This is a genomic window from Pseudomonas sp., from assembly GCF_030147005.1.
In the GTDB taxonomy this organism is placed as follows: domain Bacteria; phylum Pseudomonadota; class Gammaproteobacteria; order Pseudomonadales; family Pseudomonadaceae; genus Aquipseudomonas.
Genome location: NZ_JASLAW010000204.1, coordinates 14,429 through 34,102, shown reverse-complemented (window position 1 = coordinate 34,102; position 19,674 = coordinate 14,429). Strand labels below are relative to the sequence as shown.

At 61.2% G+C, this 19,674-nt stretch carries 19 protein-coding genes; 3 read left to right on the top strand and 16 right to left on the bottom strand.

What is annotated here, in order from left to right:
* Window positions 1–215: 215 nt before the first annotated feature.
* Window positions 216–1,238, bottom strand: a complete 1,023-nt coding sequence (locus Q1V60_RS19290; RefSeq protein WP_300633533.1) for a zinc-dependent alcohol dehydrogenase family protein — start codon at window positions 1,236–1,238, stop codon at window positions 216–218.
* Window positions 1,239–1,506: 268 nt separating this feature from the next.
* Here Q1V60_RS19290 and Q1V60_RS19285 point away from each other — a divergent pair, with 268 nt between their 5' ends.
* A complete protein-coding gene (locus Q1V60_RS19285; protein WP_300633532.1) occupies window positions 1,507–2,421 on the top strand; it encodes a LysR substrate-binding domain-containing protein in 915 nt (304 codons plus the stop codon).
* Between the two features lie 55 nt (window positions 2,422–2,476).
* Here Q1V60_RS19285 and Q1V60_RS19280 read toward each other — a convergent pair whose 3' ends face one another.
* Window positions 2,477–3,214: a FadR/GntR family transcriptional regulator gene (locus tag Q1V60_RS19280; RefSeq protein ID WP_300633530.1), complete on the bottom strand. Its 738-nt coding sequence runs from the start codon at window positions 3,212–3,214 to the stop codon at window positions 2,477–2,479.
* Between the two features lie 97 nt (window positions 3,215–3,311).
* Here Q1V60_RS19280 and Q1V60_RS19275 point away from each other — a divergent pair, with 97 nt between their 5' ends.
* The gene (locus Q1V60_RS19275; protein WP_300633528.1) at window positions 3,312–4,055 is read left to right on the top strand and encodes a FadR/GntR family transcriptional regulator; all 744 of its coding nucleotides are present in this window, start codon (window positions 3,312–3,314) and stop codon (window positions 4,053–4,055) included.
* Window positions 4,056–4,058: 3 nt separating this feature from the next.
* Here Q1V60_RS19275 and Q1V60_RS19270 read toward each other — a convergent pair whose 3' ends face one another.
* The 7 genes from Q1V60_RS19270 to Q1V60_RS19240 all read right to left on the bottom strand — a co-directional run bounded on the left by Q1V60_RS19270 (window position 4,059) and on the right by Q1V60_RS19240 (window position 11,368).
* Window positions 4,059–4,781, bottom strand: coding sequence for an oligogalacturonate-specific porin KdgM family protein (locus tag Q1V60_RS19270; RefSeq protein ID WP_300633526.1), 723 nt, complete (start codon window positions 4,779–4,781; stop codon window positions 4,059–4,061).
* Between the two features lie 130 nt (window positions 4,782–4,911).
* Window positions 4,912–5,679, bottom strand: a complete 768-nt coding sequence (locus tag Q1V60_RS19265) for an ABC transporter ATP-binding protein (protein WP_300633524.1) — start codon at window positions 5,677–5,679, stop codon at window positions 4,912–4,914.
* 10 nt (window positions 5,680–5,689) lie between these two features.
* Window positions 5,690–6,529, bottom strand: coding sequence for an ABC transporter ATP-binding protein (locus tag Q1V60_RS19260; protein WP_300633522.1), 840 nt, complete (start codon window positions 6,527–6,529; stop codon window positions 5,690–5,692).
* A 10-nt stretch (window positions 6,530–6,539) separates the two neighbouring features.
* The gene (locus Q1V60_RS19255; RefSeq protein WP_300633520.1) at window positions 6,540–7,448 is read right to left on the bottom strand and encodes an ABC transporter permease; all 909 of its coding nucleotides are present in this window, start codon (window positions 7,446–7,448) and stop codon (window positions 6,540–6,542) included.
* On the bottom strand, window positions 7,448–8,485 hold the full coding sequence (locus Q1V60_RS19250; protein ID WP_300633518.1) for an ABC transporter permease: 1,038 nt from the start codon (window positions 8,483–8,485) through the stop codon (window positions 7,448–7,450). The genes Q1V60_RS19255 and Q1V60_RS19250 overlap by 1 nt, the downstream gene beginning before the upstream one ends.
* A gap of 34 nt (window positions 8,486–8,519) precedes the next feature.
* Complete coding sequence (locus tag Q1V60_RS19245) at window positions 8,520–10,142, bottom strand: ABC transporter substrate-binding protein (RefSeq protein WP_300633516.1); 1,623 nt, start codon at window positions 10,140–10,142, stop codon at window positions 8,520–8,522.
* A 71-nt stretch (window positions 10,143–10,213) separates the two neighbouring features.
* Window positions 10,214–11,368: a mandelate racemase family protein gene (locus tag Q1V60_RS19240; protein WP_300633514.1), complete on the bottom strand. Its 1,155-nt coding sequence runs from the start codon at window positions 11,366–11,368 to the stop codon at window positions 10,214–10,216.
* A 358-nt stretch (window positions 11,369–11,726) separates the two neighbouring features.
* Here Q1V60_RS19240 and Q1V60_RS19235 point away from each other — a divergent pair, with 358 nt between their 5' ends.
* Window positions 11,727–12,455: a class I SAM-dependent methyltransferase gene (locus tag Q1V60_RS19235; RefSeq protein WP_300633512.1), complete on the top strand. Its 729-nt coding sequence runs from the start codon at window positions 11,727–11,729 to the stop codon at window positions 12,453–12,455.
* A 35-nt stretch (window positions 12,456–12,490) separates the two neighbouring features.
* Here the strand turns inward: Q1V60_RS19235 and ribD are convergent, their stop codons facing one another.
* From ribD to Q1V60_RS19200, 7 genes are all read right to left on the bottom strand, one after another.
* Window positions 12,491–13,594 (bottom strand): bifunctional diaminohydroxyphosphoribosylaminopyrimidine deaminase/5-amino-6-(5-phosphoribosylamino)uracil reductase RibD, encoded by a 1,104-nt coding sequence (gene ribD / locus Q1V60_RS19230; protein WP_300633510.1) that lies wholly within the window; start codon window positions 13,592–13,594, stop codon window positions 12,491–12,493.
* Window positions 13,591–14,247, bottom strand: coding sequence for a class I SAM-dependent methyltransferase (locus Q1V60_RS19225; RefSeq protein WP_300633508.1), 657 nt, complete (start codon window positions 14,245–14,247; stop codon window positions 13,591–13,593). The genes ribD and Q1V60_RS19225 overlap by 4 nt, the downstream gene beginning before the upstream one ends.
* 17 nt (window positions 14,248–14,264) lie before the next feature.
* Window positions 14,265–15,953, bottom strand: a complete 1,689-nt coding sequence (locus tag Q1V60_RS19220) for a WD40 repeat domain-containing protein (RefSeq protein ID WP_300633506.1) — start codon at window positions 15,951–15,953, stop codon at window positions 14,265–14,267.
* A 28-nt stretch (window positions 15,954–15,981) separates the two neighbouring features.
* Entirely contained in the window at window positions 15,982–16,578 is a 597-nt protein-coding gene (gene ribA, locus Q1V60_RS19215) for a GTP cyclohydrolase II RibA (RefSeq protein WP_300633505.1), read from the bottom strand.
* Window positions 16,579–16,588: 10 nt separating this feature from the next.
* On the bottom strand, window positions 16,589–17,620 hold the full coding sequence (locus tag Q1V60_RS19210; RefSeq protein WP_300633504.1) for an SUMF1/EgtB/PvdO family nonheme iron enzyme: 1,032 nt from the start codon (window positions 17,618–17,620) through the stop codon (window positions 16,589–16,591).
* Between the two features lie 73 nt (window positions 17,621–17,693).
* A complete protein-coding gene (locus Q1V60_RS19205) occupies window positions 17,694–18,587 on the bottom strand; it encodes a VOC family protein (protein ID WP_300633502.1) in 894 nt (297 codons plus the stop codon).
* Window positions 18,587–19,642 carry a class I SAM-dependent methyltransferase gene (locus Q1V60_RS19200; RefSeq protein ID WP_300633500.1) on the bottom strand — a complete coding sequence of 352 codons (1,056 nt, stop codon included), beginning with the start codon at window positions 19,640–19,642 and terminating at the stop codon, window positions 18,587–18,589. Before Q1V60_RS19200 ends, Q1V60_RS19205 begins: the two co-directional genes overlap by 1 nt.
* Between the last annotated feature and the right edge of the window lie 32 nt (window positions 19,643–19,674).

Sequence of the window (19,674 nt, the reverse complement as noted above, 5' to 3'; positions counted from 1 at the left end):
AAAGCAGTTCAGATGATCCGCAGCGCGAACTTCTGCAGCGCCCACACGACAGCGCCGCGCTGGATTTCAGGGCGGCGTAAGGGCCAAAGGTATTGTTTGCGGGGCGTATCGCCGCCGGAGTGGCTCAACCCTGGCGCGGGTTAAGCCCTGACAAATGGCGCATCTGCCCTATGCGCGCAGACACTGGAGTATTCATTTGCGAATACTCCTACAGCTCAAACAGCTTCAACCTGCAACGCAACCCGCTCGCGGCACGGGCATTCGTCCATGTAGCGGTGGGCTTCGACGAATTGACTGAAAGGAAACACCGTAGTTTTCAACGGAACCAGCACACGGTCGGCCGTCAGTTGGTTGATATCACGCAAGGCACGCTGCAACGCAACCTGGTCCTGAATGATGCCCAACTCAGGCTTGCCGGTGAAGTTGCCGATGCAATGCACGAAGAACTGAATGTTCTTCTGGAACGCGGCGCAGGCCGGAAACGGTGTCTGGTTACCGCCTTGCAGACCGTACAACACCAAACTGCCACGCGGCGCCAGCACATCACCGAGCAACGACATCTGCGGTCCGCCCAGGCCGTCGAACACCACATCGACGCCGCGGTCGCCGGTGATTTTGTTGATTTGCATGAGCAGGTCCTGCTCTTCGGTGACGATAACTTTTTCCGCACCCAGGGACAGCAGGTACTCACGCTCCGCGCTGTCTTTGGTCGCGGCAATCACGCGCACCCCCAGAGCCTTGCCCAGTTGCACGAAGGAAGGGCCCGAACAGTGGCTGGCATCGGTCACCAGCGCGAACTGCCCAGGTTTGACCCGCGCCAGGTCCATGTAGGCAAAGTAGGCAATCAACAGCGGCGTGTAATGCACACTGGCTTCAATGGGGCTCAAGACGTCCGGGTAACGGGTCAGGGCCGAACGCGGCAAAATGATCTGCTCGCCGTACACCGGATAATCATTAGGGCTTTCGGCTGGAAAACTGGCGACCTTATCGCCCACCGCCAAGTCGTCCACACCGTCGCCCAGGGCAACCACGACGCCGGCCATTTCATGACCAAGGCCGGACGGCAGGCGTGCATGGGACGACGCCAGGTTCTGGCGCCACAGAATGTCGTACCAGCTGATACCAATCGCGTCGACACGCACCTGCACTTCGCCCGGTGCGGGCTGCGCGGCTGCATGCTCTTCGCATTTGAGCACCTCGGCCGGACCAAACTTGTGAAAACGAATCGTGCGGGACATCGCAAACCTCGTCAAAGTAACCTCTAATGCCATGAACTCTATCTGGGCTTTCCCGGTAAGACTACCGGTCGCCATTAATAGTCGACATGCCTGTCATTGATTCCGCATGTGGGAGTAGACCTCAGCAATCGTAGGAAAACTCAATTATCCGGTGCAGAGTACCAGCCTTTCCCCGTAAGATTCATGCCGGTCATGCTTCTGAATGGAACCGTGGAGGTTCTTGATATGGCCGCTCTCGTCAAGTTTGCTGACTCTTCCAGGACACAAGATGAACCGTAACGACCTGCGTCGTGTCGACCTTAACCTCTTGATCGTATTCGAAACCTTGATGCATGAGCGCAGCGTAACCCGTGCCGCCGAGAAACTGTTTCTCGGCCAGCCGGCCATCAGCGCGGCCTTGTCACGCCTGCGCGGGCTGTTTGACGACCCGCTGTTCGTACGCACCGGGCGCAGCATGGAGCCATCGGCTCGCGCCGTGGAAATCTTCGCCCTGCTCTCCCCGGCCCTGGATTCGATCTCCACCGCCGTCAGCCGCGCCGCTGAATTCGACCCGGCCACCAGCACCGCCGTGTTCCGCATCGGCCTGTCCGACGACGTGGAATTCGCCCTGCTGCCGCAATTGCTCAAACGCCTGCGCGCCGAAGCCCCCGGCATCGTGCTGGTGGTGCGTCGCGTCAACTACATCCTGATGCCCGGCTTGCTCGCATCCGGCGAGATCTCCATCGGCGTCAGCTACACCGCCGACCTGCCTGCCAACGCCAAACGCAAGGTACTGCGCCGTAGCCTGCCGAAACTGCTGCGCGCCGACACCGTGCCCGGCTCATTGAGCCTGGACGACTTCTGCGCCCGGCCCCATGCATTGGTGTCGTTTGCCGGCGACCTGAGCGGGTTTATCGATGAAGAGCTGGAAAAACTCGGACGCAAACGCCACGTGGTGCTGGCCGTGCCGCAGTTCAATGGGCTGGGGACGTTACTGGCGGGCACCGACATCCTCGCCACCGTGCCGGATTACGCGGCCGAGGCACTGACATCCGCGGGCGGCTTGCGCGCCGAAGACCCGCCGTTGCCGGTGCGTTCGTTCGAACTGCATATGGCGTGGCGCGGGTCGCAGGATAATGATCCGGGGGAACGATGGTTGAGGTCGCGGATTCAGATGTTTTTTGGGGACCCTGACAGTCTCTGAGCATCCTGGGCCGATGTTCATCTGATCATTTCTGTCTGTTCATAGACCCTGGAGATCAATCCACTTCCAAAGGATCGCCACATCCGGAAGTCAACTCAACCACGCCCCGGACCCGCTGCTGCATATTGATCAAATGCAACCGCATCGAAGCCCGCGCCGCTTGCGCATCATGCCGCGCCAACGCCGCGTAGATCTGCTCCCGCTCACGCATCACCAACGCCCGGCTTTCCTCCGTCACAGCTGGGCCGGCCTTTTGCACTACGGCGATCAACGTATTGCCCACATGGGCGATGGCGTCAATGAAGAAGCTGTTGCCGGTGCACTGGGCGATCTGCAGATGGAATTCGAAATCGACCCGAGCGTTTTGCTCATCTGTTGCGTCGCGGGCATTCCCCGCGTCGAGCGCTTCACGCATCGCCAGCAATTGCTCTGGCGTGGCGCGCTGCGCGGCGATGCCTGCGGCTTCCACTTCCAGGCTCAGGCGCAGCTCGATGACGGCCAGCGCATCGTAGGCGCCGCCTTTGACGTGTTTGCTGCCCTGGAAATCACCCGGGCGGGCGGTGTCAACCACGAAGGTGCCGATGCCGTGACGGGTTTCGACCAAGCCTTCGGCCTGGAGCCGCGACATGGCTTCGCGCACGACTGTCCGGCTGACACCGCGCTCCTTGATGATGACTTGCTCGGTGGGTAACTTGCTGCCTGCGCGCAGTACGCCGGCCAGTATCTGCTGCGTCAGGTCGGCCACCAGTTGCTGTGTCATGCTCAGGCGTCGATCGGGTGTGACACGGTCCATTGCACCTATCCATTAAAGCCAGACGATCACGGCATTATAGCCGCGACCTTGCGCTAAAACTCACTATAATGCCCGCTGATCACACTAGAGCACGACGATGACGGATCAAGCGTTATCTCCACTGAACAAGCCACGCCGCCTCGCCGAAACACTGGTCGACCGCTTTGCCCAGCGCATGCGCGACGGCGTCCTCAAGTGCGGCGAAAAGCTCCCCACCGAAGTGCATATCATGGAGGCCGAAGGCGTCAGTCGTTCGGTGGTGCGTGAAGCGCTGTCGCGTTTGCAAGCGGCTGGGCTGGTGGAGACGCGCCATGGCGTCGGCACTTTTGTGCTGGACATGCCGGCACCGGAAGGTTTTACCCTGGGGCCGGCGACCATTGCCACGTTGTCGGATGTGCTCAACCTGCTGGAGTTTCGCCTGAGCCTGGAAGTCCAGGCTGCGGGCATGGCGGCCCAACGCGCAACACCTGCGGCCCTGGTCGAACTGGCCCAGGCGCTGGAGGCGCTGCTGCAAGGGCCGGAAAAATCCGGCACTACTATCAATGCCGATTTCCAGTTCCATCTGAAAATCGCCAAGGCCGCCGGCAATTACTACCTGATCGACATCATGAAGCACTTGGGCACGAAGCTGATTCCGCGTACCCGCATGAACTCCGCCTATTCCGGGCAAAGTGACCGCAGTGCTTACTTGCAGGGGATTAATGCCGAACACCAGCAGATCTTCGACGCCATCGCCAGTGGCAACGTCGACGCGGCGCGGGCAGCCATGTACCTGCATTTGAGCAATAGCCGCATGCGCCTGTGTGAAACGCAGCAACGCCAGGCGTTCTACAACGAGTAGTGCTTAGAAAAAACTGTATTTAACACCGACCCGCAGCCGCAACTGGCGATCACTGTCGACCGAATTGACTTTAATGTCACCGACTTCAAAGAATGGGGCCCAGCGTTTATCCCACTGGTATTTGACCACGGCATTCTGTTCATAGTCGTCGGTACCGCCGTTATAGCGAATATAGTCGGCATCGAAGTAAGTCAGTTGATATTCATAGGCCCACGGCCCTTGAGGACCATAGTTTATATAGACATCGTAACGGTTGACCACTTGGTCGTCCTGACCATTATGCGGCACGTCACGGTCTATCTTGTCGCGGTCCAGCTTGGCTGAATCATAACGGTAGCGACCGGCGATGCTCAGCTCCTTGGTCACGCGGTAACCCAGGCGCAGGCCCAGTTTATAGGTGGTGGACTCCTCATCGCTGTCCAGGGCCAGCGAAGGCGTCAGCGTCCAGCGGTCGCTGATCGTGTGCTGGTAGTTGACGGTGAATTCATGGCCGCTGCCGACCGTATTGTCGAAGGCAACGTCTTGCCGGTCACCGGCGGTCTTGTATTTGAGTTCCCCTTCCAGGCCCACACCGTTATCCAGCCGAATACCAAACTTGGCGCGGTCAGCGTGCATGCGGGATTTTTCCGCATATTGATGGCGTACGTTGATATAGCCCGTATCGGCCTGGGCAACAACCGAGGTTAATAACGAAGCGACAGAAAGTACCACGAGCGTCTTTTTCATGTTTTTTATTCTTGTTAGTTGAATGATTAGTTGGCTTAAACGCCAAATCACAGGCGAGCGCGTGCGCGGCATTGAAACCTGTGGTTCAACGTTTCCTACGGGTTAAAACAAGTGCGACGAATGAGTGGTCTCAGACAGCGATAGGTATTCGTTGTATGTCCCGGCTCGCCTGCACCAGCAGACGGGTGTACGCATGGGTGGCGCCGTCGCTCGCCAAGAGATGACTGTCGAGCGTCTCCACCACCCTGCCCTGCTGCATGACCGCCAGCCGATCGCACAGATGCGCCACCACCGCCAGATCGTGGGTAACCATGAGGTAGGTCAGCCCTTCCTGGCGGCGCAAGTCGGCCAGCAGGTTAAGGATTTCCGCCTGCACCGAGACGTCCAGCGCCGAGGTTGGCTCGTCCAGCAACAGCACGCGGGGGCGCAGGATCAGCGCGCGGGCAATCGCCACGCGTTGACGCTGGCCACCGGACAACTGGTGCGGGTAACGAAAACGAAAGCTGTCGTTCAAACCGACCTTGCGCAGGATCTCGCTGACGTTTTGGGCGCGCCCGCCGATGCCGTGAATGCGCAGGGGTTCCTGCAAGGCGGCATCGACGGTGTAGCGCGGATGCAACGAGGCATACGGGTCCTGGAAAACCATTTGCACGGTGCGGTAATGGTTCAGCGGCAGGTTTCGCGTCACGGCCTGGCCGGCGACCCGCAGTTGTCCGCGCCAGTGCTGGTACTGCCCGGCCAGGCAACGCAGCACGGTGGTCTTGCCCGAGCCGGACTCCCCGACCAGGCCGAATGCCTCGCCTTCGGCGACGCTCAAGTCGACATCGTGCAGTACCGCGTTCAGTGCCGCGCCCGTGCCAAAACTGAGGTTCAGGCCGGCGATTTCGATCATGCTCATGACAGGTTCCTCAAGCATTCAACCAGTGGGGGTCACGCTGCAGAACCGGCAACGTGGCACGCGGATGGTCCAGGCTCGGCAATGCGGCCAGCAGGCCTCGGGTGTAGGGATGGTGGGCGTGATCCAGGTCGGCGGCGGCAATCGACTCGACCACGCGACCGGCGTACATCACCAGCACGCGATCACAAAAATGCCGCACCAGATTCAGGTCGTGGCTGATGAAAATCAGCCCCAGGTCACGCTCGCTGACCAATTCCTCCAGCACGCTGAGCACCTGTCGGCGCACCGACACGTCCAGCGCCGAAGTGGGTTCGTCGGCGATGATCACCTGGGGATCGGTGATCACCATCATGGCGATCATGATGCGCTGGCCCATACCGCCGGAGACTTCATGGGGGTACAGGTCATAGACCCGCCGGGGATCGCGGATGTGCACCTTGGCGAGCATGTCCAGCGCCCGTTCGCGGGCATCACGATGGGGCACCTTGTGATGGGCCAGGTACGCCTCGGCGATTTGTTCGCCGACCCGCACCACCGGGTTCAGCGAGTACTTGGGGTCTTGCATGATCATCGACATGCGCGCGCCGCGAATCGCCTGGATCTGCTTTTCGCTGGCGGCCAGCAGGTCGATATCGGCGAAGCGCAGCGTCTTGGCCGTCACCCGCGCCGTCGGTGGATGCAAGCGCAGCAAGCTGCGGCCGACCGTGGACTTGCCCGAGCCGGACTCGCCAACAATGGCGAGTTTTTCTCGCCCCAACGTGAACGACACATCACGCACCGCCATAGAGGTTTTACCGGCGTTGCGAAACGCTACGCACAAGTCCTGTACTGCAAGTTTTATCTCAGTCATGGCCTGTTCCTCAGGATTGGCTGCGTGGGTCGAGGACGTCGCGCAAGCCGTCGCCCAACAGGTTGAAGGCCAGGCTGACCAGCATGATCGCCCCACCGGGCGCCGCCACCAGCCACCAGCTTTCGAGCATGTAGCGCCGTCCGGTGGAAATCATCGCGCCCCACTCCGGCAACGGCGCCTGGGCGCCCAGGCCGAGAAAGCCCAGGGCGGCGGCGGTGAGGATGATGCTCGCCATGTTCATGGTCAGGCGGATGATCACCGACGACAGGCACATCGGGATGATGTGGCGCAGGATGATCCGGGTGCTCGACGCGCCCTGAAGCTGCACCGCGACGACGAAGTCAGCGTTGCGCAACGGCAGGGTTTCGGCGCGTGCCAAACGGGCAATCGGTGGCCAGGCGGTGAGTGCGATGGCGATCACCGCATGCTCCAGGCCCGGCCCGAGGGCCGCGATGAACGCCAGCGCCAACACCAGGCTGGGGAACGAGATGAAGATGTCGGTGATGCGCATGAACACGCTGTCGACCCAACCGCCGAAGTAGCCGGAAACGGTCCCGACCAACAGGCCGATGGGGCCGACAATCACCGTCACCAGCAGGACGATGTACAGCGTGATCCGCGAGCCGTACACCAGCCGGGCGAACACATCGCGGCCATATTCGTCGGTGCCGAACCAGTGCGCGCTGCTGGGCGCCTGCAAGGCTGCGGCGAGGTTCTGCACCAGCGGATCGTGGCCGGCGATCCAGGGTGCGAAAACCGCGACCAGCATCAGGGTCGCGACGACAATCAGGCCAGCGAAGGTCATCGGGTTGCGCAGCAAAAAACGCAGCAGGCGCAGGCTGCTGGCAGCCACCGCCGCCGCACTGGAAGCCGGTGTCGCGGCGCTGCCGGGGGCGCTGGAAGCAAGGGGCAGGTTCATTAGCGAGTCCTCGGGTCGAAGATCTTGTACAGCGCATCGCTGATCAGGTTGAGCGTCACGAAGATGAGGCCGATCAGCAGCACGCAGGCCATCACCGCGTTCATGTCGCCGAGCAATAAACTGCTGGTCAGGTACTGGCCGAACCCCGGCCAGGCGAACACGGTTTCGATCAGCACCGCGCCTTCCAGCAGCCCGCCGTAGGCCAGCGCGACGATGGTCAGCAGTTGCACACGGATGTTGCCGAAGGCGTGGCCCCAGACAATCTTGCGTTGCGACAGTCCCTTGACTCGGGCCGTGAGGATGTATTCCTGGGACAGTTGCTCGAGCATAAAGCTGCGGGTCATGCGGCTGATGTAGGCGACCGAGTTGAAGCTGAGAATCACCGCCGGCAACAGGATGTGGCGCAACGCACTGCGAAAGGCGTCCCAATCGCCGGACCACGCGGTGTCGATCAGCAGCAGCCCGGTGTGTTTGGGGATCAGCCCGTCATACGCCAGGCCAATGCGCCCGACGCCACCGGCCCAACCCAGCCAGGCGTAGAACACCAGAAAAGCCATCATGCCGACCCAGAAAATCGGCGTGGAGTAGCCGAACAAGGTGATCAGTCGCGCGACATGATCACCGGCGCGGCCCTGATGAGTCGCCGCATAGACGCCCAGGGGCAAGCCCGCCAGCACACCGAACAGAATGGCGAGAGTGGCCAGTTCCAAGGTGGCCGGAAAAACCCGGGCGATGTCGGTAATAACCGGGTTGCCGGTCAGCAACGCCATGCCGAAGTCACCCTGCAACAGGTCACCGAGGTAGATCGCAAATTGGCTCCACAACGGTTTGTCCAGGCCCAACTCTTTATACACTTGGGCGTAAGCCGAAGCGTCGGCGTCCGGGCCGACGATGGCCAGCACCGGGTCCAGGGGCATCACGCGCCCGATGAAAAAGGTCAGCAGCAGCAACCCCAGCAGCGTCACCGCCACCGAGCCGCTGCGCCGGGTCGCCGATGCGGCCCGGTTGGTCCAGATCGAAAAGGATGCAGTCGACATGTTCATTCCTGCCTTGGCCCTGCGGCCGTCGATTTCAGCGCTGCTTGTAGACGTCCCGAAGACGCGTGGTGGCGGCGGTATGGCCGATGTAGTTGCGCACGTCGGCGTGAATCACCACCTCATCCACCATCTGCGAGACCGGCATGATCGCCCCGGCCTGCTGGTCGTAGAGGGTCTGGATTTGCGCATAGATTTCCCGCTGGCGCTCGGGGTCACGCTCGCGCTCGGCCTGCTCGATCAGTTGATTGAGCTGCGGGTTGAAGAACGAGGTGCGCCAGCCCTGGAAGTTGCTCAGCTTGGCTTCGGTGCGGTTGTCCGGGTTGTACACCAGGGCGCGCAGGCTCGAATGCGGATGACGCTCCGCCCCGCCGCCGCCACGACCGACAAGGATGTCGAACTGGCGGTCGCGCATTGCCCCATAGATCTGGTTACCGGTGCCGGTGACGATCGTCGCCTGGATGCCCGCCTGGGCCAGCGTCGCCTGCAGGCTGGTGGCGATGTTGATGAACGGCGGATCGGTCAACGAACGGATGGTCACCTTGAAGCCTTCGGCATGCCCTGCCGCCGCCAGCAGGCGCTTGGCCTCGGCCACGTCCAGGCGATAGCCCGGATCGTCCAGGCGCGCCGGCAACCCCAACTGCAAGGGCCGCTGATTGATCACGCCGTAGTGCGGCATGACCACGTCATTGATGCCCTGGTAGTCGATCAGCAGGCGAATGGCCTGGCGTACGCGAATGTCCTGGAACAAGGGTTGCTGCATGCTCATCGCCACGTAATACAGCGTGCCGCGGGCGATACTCTGGATGCGCACTTCATCGACCTTGCCCAGCGCCTTGATGTCAGTGGCGGCCATGCCGCGGGCGACATCCAGGTCGCCGCGCTCGACCATCAACCGCAGCGCCTGGGACTCAGTCATGTTGCGCATGATTACCCGACGCAACTTCGCCGCGCCGCGCCAGTAATCTTCATTACGACTCATCAGGATCACGTCGTTGGCGCGCCAGATGTCGAGCTTGAACGCACCGGACCCGGCCGTGTGAGTCGCCAGCCATGCCGCGCCTTGATCATCACCCACCTGATGCTGCAAGGCGACGCTGCGATCGATGATGAAGGCGCTGGGTGAGGTCGCCAGGGTGTTGAGCACCAGCATCGGATCGGTACTGCGCGGTAACTCCATAACGAAGGTGTGCGGCCCTTCGGCACGCATCAGTTTGGCGACATTGTCGGCGGTGAAACCGTAGGCTTTCCAGGTCGAAGCCAGGGCGCGGTTGAGGGTGACTACGCGCTGCAACGACCATGCGACGTCTTGGGCGGTCAGTGGCGCACCAGAGTGAAAACGTACGTCGTCACGCAAGTGGAAGGTCAGGCGCATACGATCGGGGCTGACTTCCCAGGTTTTTGCCAGGGCTGGAATCAGCGTGTCCGGCTGCGCCGCGTCCTGCTCCACCAGCATGTCGTAGACGTTGGCGTTGACTTCGGCGACCTCAAGACCCGTCGCCGCGGCAGGGTCCAGGGACAGCAGGTTAATCATGCTCATGCCCACCACCAATTGGTCGGGGGGCGTTTCGCCTTGGGCCAGGCTAACGGGCATCTGCACAGCGCACAGGGCCACGGTGACACACAGCAGCCTGGTCAGGCGCTTGGGCCAGAGAGTCATGGTTCAGTCCTTTCTTATATTTATAAAGACTTGTCGCCCGGGCAGCCATCGGCCTCAGGCGTGGAACAGGATCAATGTCGGGACAAGGTGTTGGCCTCGATATACGCGAAGTTGATGTCCTCGCCCAACCCCGGCCGATCAGACAAATGCACAAAACCGTCGGCATCCATGGGGTCGACGATGCTGTTGAGGTGCGCCGGGATCTCTTCATAGTCGAGGAACGGGTGCAGCAGGCCGCGCTCGTACCAGCGGCAATTGCTGATGGCTCCGACCACCGCCAGGTTCGCCGCGCCATTGCCATGAACCTCGCAATCCATGCCGAACGACTCGGCCAGGTGTGCCACCTTCAAACACGGCCCGATACCACCGACCCCGGCCACGCCCGCGCGCAGGATGTCACAGGACTTCTGGGTCACCCAACTGGCGCGGCTATGAAACTTACCGGCGATGCTCTCCGGGCCCAGCACCGGAATGTCCAGATTGGCGGCCAGCCAGGCGTACGACTCCGCCGAATCTTCCATCATGGGTTCTTCGAACCAGGCGAAGTTCAGCTTCTGCAGCGCCTTGCCAATGGTCAACGCGTCTATGCGGCTGTACCAGTGATAGCCGTCGAGCATCAGCGCGATATCCGGACCTACCGCCTCACGCACGGCGGCGCAGGCCTGGATGTCCATTTGCGGATTTGGGGCGAAGGAAATCGGCGGCATCCAGGTGTGCAACTTGATGGCCTTGTAGCCACGCTGCACCAGCTTTTCGGCGAACCGGGCGTACTCATCCGGCGTCGACAACCCGCCCGGCAAATCATCGCCGCACATCGTCGAACCGTACGCCGGCACCTTGTCGCGATAACCGCCAATCAATTTGTGCACCGGCAACTTGAACTTGCGCCCGGCCAGGTCCCACAACGCTTGCTCCACCAGCGCCAGCGCCCGGTCGGTGAACTGCCCGGCACTGCCTCGCTGCCAGTGCGCCAGGTCTTGCCAGATGCGTTCGCGGTCCATCGGATCGCGACCCACCAGCACTTTGCGCACAAAGGATTCGATGATGTGCGGGCGAATCAACTCAGGCGGACCAAAGGCATACCCCTCGCAGCCATCATCACAGCCGATTCGCAGCAAAGCCATCTTGATCATGACCTCATCGCCCGGATGGGCGTGGCCGGCACTGTCCTGGGCGCGGCGCGACGGTGTGGCAAAGACTTCGACGTGAACGCCTGTGATTCTCATAGAGGGAGCACCTTTTGTTGTTATTGATTTGTATGTCGTCATACAACACGACGGATTATTCTGGCGTTTCACGCGAGCTGTCAACCCTGAAATCAACAAAACTGGCAAGATCAAGGACGTCTGAAGGACGGATTCAATTTTTTCTTGTGCTGAATCTAAAATGTCGTCATACCACAATCATGAAAAACAATACGACTTGCAGCAGGAACGACGCGCTGACTGAAGAGAGAGAAGTACCGGCAAAGAAGCCGTTTGTTAAATCCAGAGGTTGTGCCTAATATTGCAAGCCATACCTTGTATAACGACTACCAAGGTTTGCGCATCACCCAGCCCGCATATTCGAAGGAGTGGCATGCAGATGAAAGAATCCAAAGAGGTGTACGAACGCATCAGTGATCAGTTCGAGGATTTCACCGCCAAGGCCTCTCAACGCAAGGTCGAGGTCGACACCTTCCGCAGCATGGTGGGGAATGTCGAGGGCCTGCGTATTCTGGATCTGGCCTGTGGGCATGGCTTCTTCAGTCGCCAGTTGAAGGACTGGGGGGCGGCCAAGGTGCATGGCGTGGATATTTCCCAAAATATGATCTACCAGGCACGGCAAGCCAACGACGGTATCAACTACGAAGTGCGGGACGTGGCGAAGATGGGCCGTATCGGCGACTACGACATGGTGACGGCGGCCTGGCTGTTCAACTATGCCAGCAGTGTCGACGAACTCAGCAAGATGTTTCAGTCGGCGGCCGATAACCTGAAGCCCGGCGGGCAGTTGGTGGCCTACACCGCCAACCCCTCGTTCGAACTGCAAAAAGGCAATTTCACCCGCTATGGGATTGAGGTGTTCGATGAAACCCCGGTCGCCGGCGGGTTTCGCTGCAATGCGCAGTTCATGTCATCGCCGCCGGCGCCGTTTATCTACTACCGCTGGGAGCAAGGCGTGTACGAAGAAGCCGCGCGGGTAGCCGGCTTCAATCAGCTCACCTGGGTCGCCCCGCTTATCAGCGAACACAGCCGCAACACCATGGGTGACGGGTACTGGAAACTGTTCGAGCACAACAGCCTGCAGATCGGCCTGACCTGCCGCAAATAATCGCGCGGCGATCGTTTCCACCCAGGTGGAAACGATCACGCCAGGGCAGTGACCGGCCGCAATCGCACCCGGATGTCCGCCCCCACCAGGCATTGCTCAATGATCGACAACGGTTGCGCCTGCCCCATGTCGGTCAAGCCATCCAGCGCCAGCAATGGCCGCGCATCACTGCCCAGGAACATCGGGGCGATGTAGACCAGCCATTCATCCACCAGGCCCGCCGCAGCAAAGGCGCCACACAATACCGGGCCCGCCTCGACCTGGACCTCGTTGCACCCCTCCTCAGCCAGCACCGTCATGACTTGCCGCAGGTCGAGCCCTTCGCTGTCCAGCCCGACTTGCCGGAAACGCACGCCCGCAGGTGGCGGGTGCGCCGGCTGGGCGCCCGGCCCGTGAAACACCAGGGTCGGCGCCGCGCCATCCAGCACGTGGGCACTGATATCGCCCTTGAGGTGCTGGTCGAGCACCACCCGCAGCGGCGCGGAAAACGCCGTGTGCGGGTCGGGCAGGCGCACCGTCAAGCGTGGATTGTCCGCCAGCAGCGTGCCACTGCCGGTGAGCACGGCGCAGGCCCGGGCGCGCCACACTTGTACATCGTCCCGGGCCTCGGTCGAGGTGATCCATTTGGATTGCCCATTGCCCAAGGCCGTGCGCCCGTCCAGGCTCATCGCCAGTTTGATCCGCAGCCATGGCCGCTTGCGCTCGGTGCGCGAGAAAAACCCCTGGTTCAACTCACGCGCCTCCGGGCACGGCAGGTGTTCGACCTGCACACCCGCCGCCTCAAGCCGCTCAATGCCGTGATGCTTGTGCTGGGAGCGATCGACACTGGCGATCACCACCCGCGCTATGCCGGCCCTGATCAACGTGTCAGCACAGGGTGGCGTGCGCCCATGCCCCCCGCACGGCTCCAGGGTGACATAGGCGGTGGCGCCCCGCGCAGCGTCGCCCGCCTCGCGCAGGGCATTGACTTCGGCGTGCGCCTGCCCCGCCCACTCGTGCCAGCCCTGGCCAAGCAGCACGTCGTCTCTGGCGATCACGCAACCGACCCGGGGGTTGGGCGCCGTGGTAAACGCCCCCCGGTCGGCCAGTTTCAGCGCGAGCCTCATGAAGTGCATGTCACGCGCCAGCGCCGGGCTCATGTGCGAACCAGCGCCAACAGGTACACCGCCTCGCCGTGCTGACGCTCGATCACCACCAAGTCCTGCCAGGTGAAACCGAACGCTTCCAGCGTGTCGCGCACGCCCTGCTCGGTGAAGAAATAACCTTGACGCTGGTTATCCATCTCGCGCCATCCCGGCTCCGGATTGCTCGCATCGACGCCGAAGACGTTGAGCCCGATCAGTGCGCCAGGGCGCGTGTACTGGCGGATCTTGGCCAGGTAGTGGTCCCATTCATCCGGATGCTGGTGATGGAAGCAGCCATTGTCGAGCACACCGTCAAACACCTCCCCCACCGGCGGCTGCCAATCCTGCAGGGCGCTGCACACCAGGCTGAGACGGTCGCCCCAGCGTTTGCGCAGCAGCGGCCAGCTGGAATTCTCGACGATATCCAGGCCGGTCACCCGGTGCCCGGCCAGGATAAATTCCGAGGCATCGCGCGCGCGGCCGACGCCCGCATCGAGAATATGCTGGTCCGGCGTCGGCCCCAGTGCCTCAAGAAAGACCCGGGCGGCCTTGGCCATGCCGATATCCCAGGACCACTCATCTTCACCGTGGCTGTAGCGGTGGACAAATGAGGTGTCGAGCGCCCGGCGGTACGTCGATACGTCCATGAATTGCGCTTGCTTGCTCATATCAGGCAGTCCTTGGGTCAAGAGGCACGGCGGGAGGCGATCCCGTAGATCTGGCCATCGTAGGAACTGGCCAGGAAATCATCGCTGGCCGTGCTGTGGGTGATGCACGAGATACCACTGGCGGTGGGACGCTGTACCTGCTGCCAGGAACGGCTGGGCAAGTCGAACAGCGCAATGGTGCCGCTGTAGTTGGCGGTGGCAATCACTTCGCCGTCGGCGGAGGCACAAATGCACTTGATGGAGTTGCGGTGCGGCGTGTCATAGACCTCATCACCGGACGCCAGCCACAGGCGCAATTTCAGGTCGCGGCCAATGCTGGCGAACCCGCCATCAACCCGGCAGCAACCGTTGGAAATACGCGTGTGGGCATTTTCGATGTGCCGCGCGCAACTGAAGTCGCTGATGTTATGCAGGGCGGCGGCGGCCGAGGCGCACACGCTGAACAGGTGATATTCGTTGGCCGCCACGCCTTTGATCGCGTTGTCGTGCATCGGTATCGACGCAACCAGTTCCAGGCTGTTATCGGCCGCGATGACAAACACCAGGCCTTCGCCGGTGTAAGTGCCGATCAAGGCATGCAACACGCCGTTGCGCTGGAACGTCGTGCCGCAATTGAGCGGCGAGCGGTGCTGATACAACAGGCGCCCGCTGAGGGCATCGAACACCTGGCCCATCTGCCCGCCGGTCAGCAGCAGCGGGCCGAACGGCAACAGGAAGTTGCACAGGCTGCCGACACCGCTCACGGGCTGGTTATTGCGAAACAGCAAGCCCGCGTCACCGATGCTGTATTGCCCTCCGTCGGTGGTCACCACGGCGTTGATGCTTACCGCCGGCTGAATGCCGTCCACCGCCCACTGATCGTTTTCATAATCCCAGGTGGCGTAGCGCGAGCCGAAGGTGGCGAACACCAGGGCATCGCTGCCGACGAACGCACAGCTGCGTGGCCAGACGATGCTCGGCAAATTGGTGCTGCGCAGGCGCTCCAACTGGTTGCCGTCGAAGCGCCAGAGGATCGCCAGGCGGTCATAACTCAATGTCACCAGCAGTTGTTTTTCGTCGTTCCAGACAATGCGCTTGATCCCGGCGTCGTGGGCGGGAATGGAGCGGATCTCGCCTCCATGGATGATCGAGATGCGCCCTTCGTCGTCACCGGCAAATACCACGCCGGCACGGGTGATGGCGACGGTATCGGTCTCGACGCCGCCGATGTCGACTTCATCGCATTGCTCGAAGGTGGAGGTGTCCCACTGGCGCACAGTGCCGTCGTCGCTGCTGGAAATCAGGCGCTTGCCATTCGGCGACCAGACCACGGAAATCACATCGGCCTGATGCCCGCGGCAAGTGCCCTTGAGGTTGCCGTCGAGGTCGAAGAGGCGCAGTTGATGATCGCGCGAGCAGGTTGCGATTGACGCACCGTCCGGTGAGAACACCGCCATTTCCACGTCGTCGTCATGCCCCGACAGCACGGCCTTGAGGCGCATGCTCGGCACTTCCCAAACGCGGGCGGTGTAGTCACTGCTGGCACTCACCAGGTACTTGCCATCGGCGCTGAACGCGCACTGGTTGGCCAGGTGGTCATGGCTGACGCGGTGAATCGAATGCCCGGTATGGGCGTTCCACAAAATCACTTGATTGTCGTAGCCAGCGGTGGCGATGAATTCACCAGCATGGGCAGCCACGCCGCTGATAGGGCCTATGTGTCTCATCGAAAAGTCCTTTTCCTGGGGAATGAAATCAAAGCTTGATGGTGTGGCTCGACTTGCTGACTTTTGATCGCAGGTAGTTGTGGTTCTGCTTGGTCAGGAACACCCCGGTCGGCACCGAGCTGACCACGTCGATCCCGCCGTCGCGCAGTTGCTTGACCTTGTCCGGGTTGTTGGTCAGAAGCCGGCAGCGATGCACATTCAGAGCACGCAGCATGGCGACCGCCGGGGCGAAACTGCGCGAGTCTTCCGGGTGGTTGAGCTCCAGGTTGGCCTCGTAGGTGTCCATACCGGCGTCTTGCAGCAGATAGGTTTCAAACTTCGAATACAGGCCGATACCGCGACCTTCCTGGCGCAGGTAGATCAGGTAGCCGCCTTCGGCATCAAGCGCCTTAAGGGCTTCCTGTAACTGCGGGCCGCAATCGCAGCGCTGGGAACCGAATACATCACCGGTAATGCATTCGGAATGCACACGTACCAGAGGTACCTCGGCATCGGGCTCACCGGCTTTGACGGCAAAGTGTTCATTGTTCTTGTCAAAGCCCTTGAACCCGTAGAAGTGGGCGTTGACTTCACCACCAAGAATAGAGATGGGAACTTGCGTATGAAGCGTTACTTGAGTGTCCATGACGTAGCCTCTATGGATGTGTCGCGTTCTGGCCAGAGTGGTTTTCTACCAAACGGAATCCCATGACATAGATGGGTCGTGGATAACGTCCATGTCGGCGCTGGTTGCGCGCAAGATCCCTGAAGCGGGTGAAACTGCCTCCACGGGCGACCCGATGCCTACCGACATCCAGCACCAGGTCATCATTGATCTCAGGCCCGCCCGGATAGGCCCGATAATCGTCGGCAACGTACTCTTCCACGTTGCCGGCCATGTCCAGCGCGCCGAACATCGAAGCGCCCTCAAGGAACACTCCGACTGGCGTCGACGTGAGCAACCCCAACTCGATGGTATTGGCGTACTCGACATTGAACGTTTCGCCCCAGGGAAACTGGGAGCGCTGCGGTCCTGCCGCGGCGTATTCCCACTGTGCCTCGCTGGGCAGTGCGAACGCGCGGCCGGTGCGCCGGCTCAGCCACTGGGCATAGGCGTCGGCATCGACATCACTGACGCTGTACACGGGGTGGTTGGCCTGATGCTGGGGAAAGCGGCCAAACGCCCAACCCGTAGGCAAAAAGGGATAGCCGGTATCCAGCAGAAAGGCGCGATATTCGCTATTGGTCACCGGGTAGCGACCGATGCGAAAGCTCGCCAAGCTGACCCGATGGTTGGGGGTTTCCTTCTCGATCCAGCTGCGGTCCAAGCCCAGCCCGGCGTAGGCGGTCATGACCGCGTCGACGCGCTGCGGCTCCAGGCCGATCTCGACGTGGGCAGCGGGAACGTCGCACATGGCGGGGTTGAACACGTCGATGCGCGGGTCGCCCTTGCAACCCAGCACTTCACCGGCGGCAATACGCCGCACCAGGGGTTCGGCAACCGACTCGACCACCCGCAGCAGTTGCTCGATGGGATCGCTCATCAACTGTCCGGTGGCGTCGGCGATTTGGCGGGTCAGCTCATATTCGACATAAGCCTGCGGGTAGCCCATCAATACCCGATCAGACACATTTTTTGGCAAGGGGCTCGGCAGCGTTGGCCAATGCCAACCGTATTGATTCGTCATAGGTACACCTTTTTCCTAGCGAACACGTCCACGACCGAGCGCGAAACCGCTCGGCGTGTGAATCAGTCAGGTCTCAGAGTCGGTCGAGCAGCAACCTTCGATTGGTTTCGATCATCTCGATTTCGGTGGAATACACCTCAACCACCAGGCCATCGGGATCTTCGAAGTACACCGCAGTGCGGACGTTGTCCGGCCCATGGTGATAACCCGGCGCGGGGCCATTGCCCCGGACCAGAGTGATGTTGTCGTCGGCAGCCACCTTGTCGGCGATGCGCTTGACATCCTCCGGCAGCGCACGAATACCGATGTGGTAGCCCGGCGGGTAGACAAAGTCCGGATTGTGTTCGATGAAGAAGTCGAACCCGTTCAACTCCATCACCACTTTGCGCGGCCCCAGGTTGTAGCAATAGTGGGCACCGAAGATGTCGCGATAGAACGCCTGGGAGGCTTCAAGGTCACGGGTGAGGATGTTGATATGGGTCAGTTGCGGGCGCTGGGATTCCAGCGCGGCGGCCTCGATGGAAACACCTTCAAGGGAGCGCCACATTTTGATCGCGGCGGCGAACTTGGAGAAACCGGCCAGCCAGGTTTTCACCGTGTCCGGGGATACGCCAGCGTCAGTGACCGCCAGGCCACGGGGGTAAATGAAACAGGCCGCGTGTTGCAGCCATGCCGCATTCAGCGGATCGCCAGCGGGTTGCCCGGCGCTGCCTTCGGTCAGGCGCACGACGCTGACGGCCTTGTTGTGATAACCGTCGGCCAATGCCGCAAGCCGAGTATTCAGGGTGTCCGGGCTGTCTGCCGCCGACACCAACAGAATAAACCCATCGGCCTGCGGCAATTGCGCGCCCTCCACGGCCGCGCACAGTTCGAAACCGGCCGCTTTCGCGCAGGTGTTCAACGGTTCGAGAAACCCGCTCAGACGTGCCGCGGTGTCGGGGCTGTACAAGGTAATAAAACGCAGCATCAGGCAACCCTCCCCTCGGCACGGCGACCCACCAACAGGCTGTAGCGCCCGATAGGCTCCCGGACCACCTCAAAACCCTGGGAAGCCATCTGCTCGGCAATCCAGCTGGTGGGATGCAATTCGCCGTGCACCGTGTTGACCATCATGTGCAGGGAGAAATCCGCCGACAGTGCCGGATGAATTTCGTCGTTTTCCAGGGTCATGCTCAGCACCAGCAGCGAACCGCCGTCGTTGACCAACTGTGCAGCCGAGCGGATCAGCGTGCTGGTTTCTTCGCGGGTGAAATAATGCAGGCAGTCATTGACCATGATCACGTCGGCGCTTTCACCTTCGTAACGGGCCAGGTCCAATAGGTTACGTTCCTTGAACGTCAGTCGCCCCGCCAGCTGGTACTTCTCGACGGTGCTTTCGGCGGACTGGCGCGTAGCGGCCAGGTCCCAGATTTCGCCCTGGACCTGAGGGTGCCGCCGGGCGATTTCAGCGATGTAGGTGCCGTGGCCACCGGCCAGGTCGATGACCTTGCTGGCGGTATCGAACACCGGCAATTCCTTGAGCACATCGACCATGGGCTGGCTGAAGCGCACCATCGCATCGTTGAAGGCATCACGCGCGGCAATGTCGTGCTTGAAGCGGTTCTCTTGCTGGAAATCCATGGACTCGGCGCTGCTCAGGATTTCCCCGAGGCGCGGCCAGTTCTGCCACTGCAAGCGCTGGTGAGCAATGATCGGGCCGATGAACTCGGCGCTGCGGCTGACCAGGTAACGCTCGGCCAAGGGCTGGTTGGTATAGGTGTCGGCGGACTTTCTCAACAGGCCCAGGGCAACCAGCCCATTGAGAAAGATCTTGGCCTTGTTGGGCACCCAGCCCAATTGCTTGCTGATAGCGTCGGCGCTGGCCGGGCGGGTGGTTTGATCGAAGAGGTGCTGCGCTACAGCGAAATGAAGGATGGCGGATTGTCGATACTGGTCGGAGAGTTTCACCAGGTCGACCACGCTGGACAGAGCGGTTACTTCATCAGCGTGCTCATAGATGGTCGTCGGCTTTTGCGCATTCATACAGATTCTCTTCCTTGGATGTTTTTATCTTC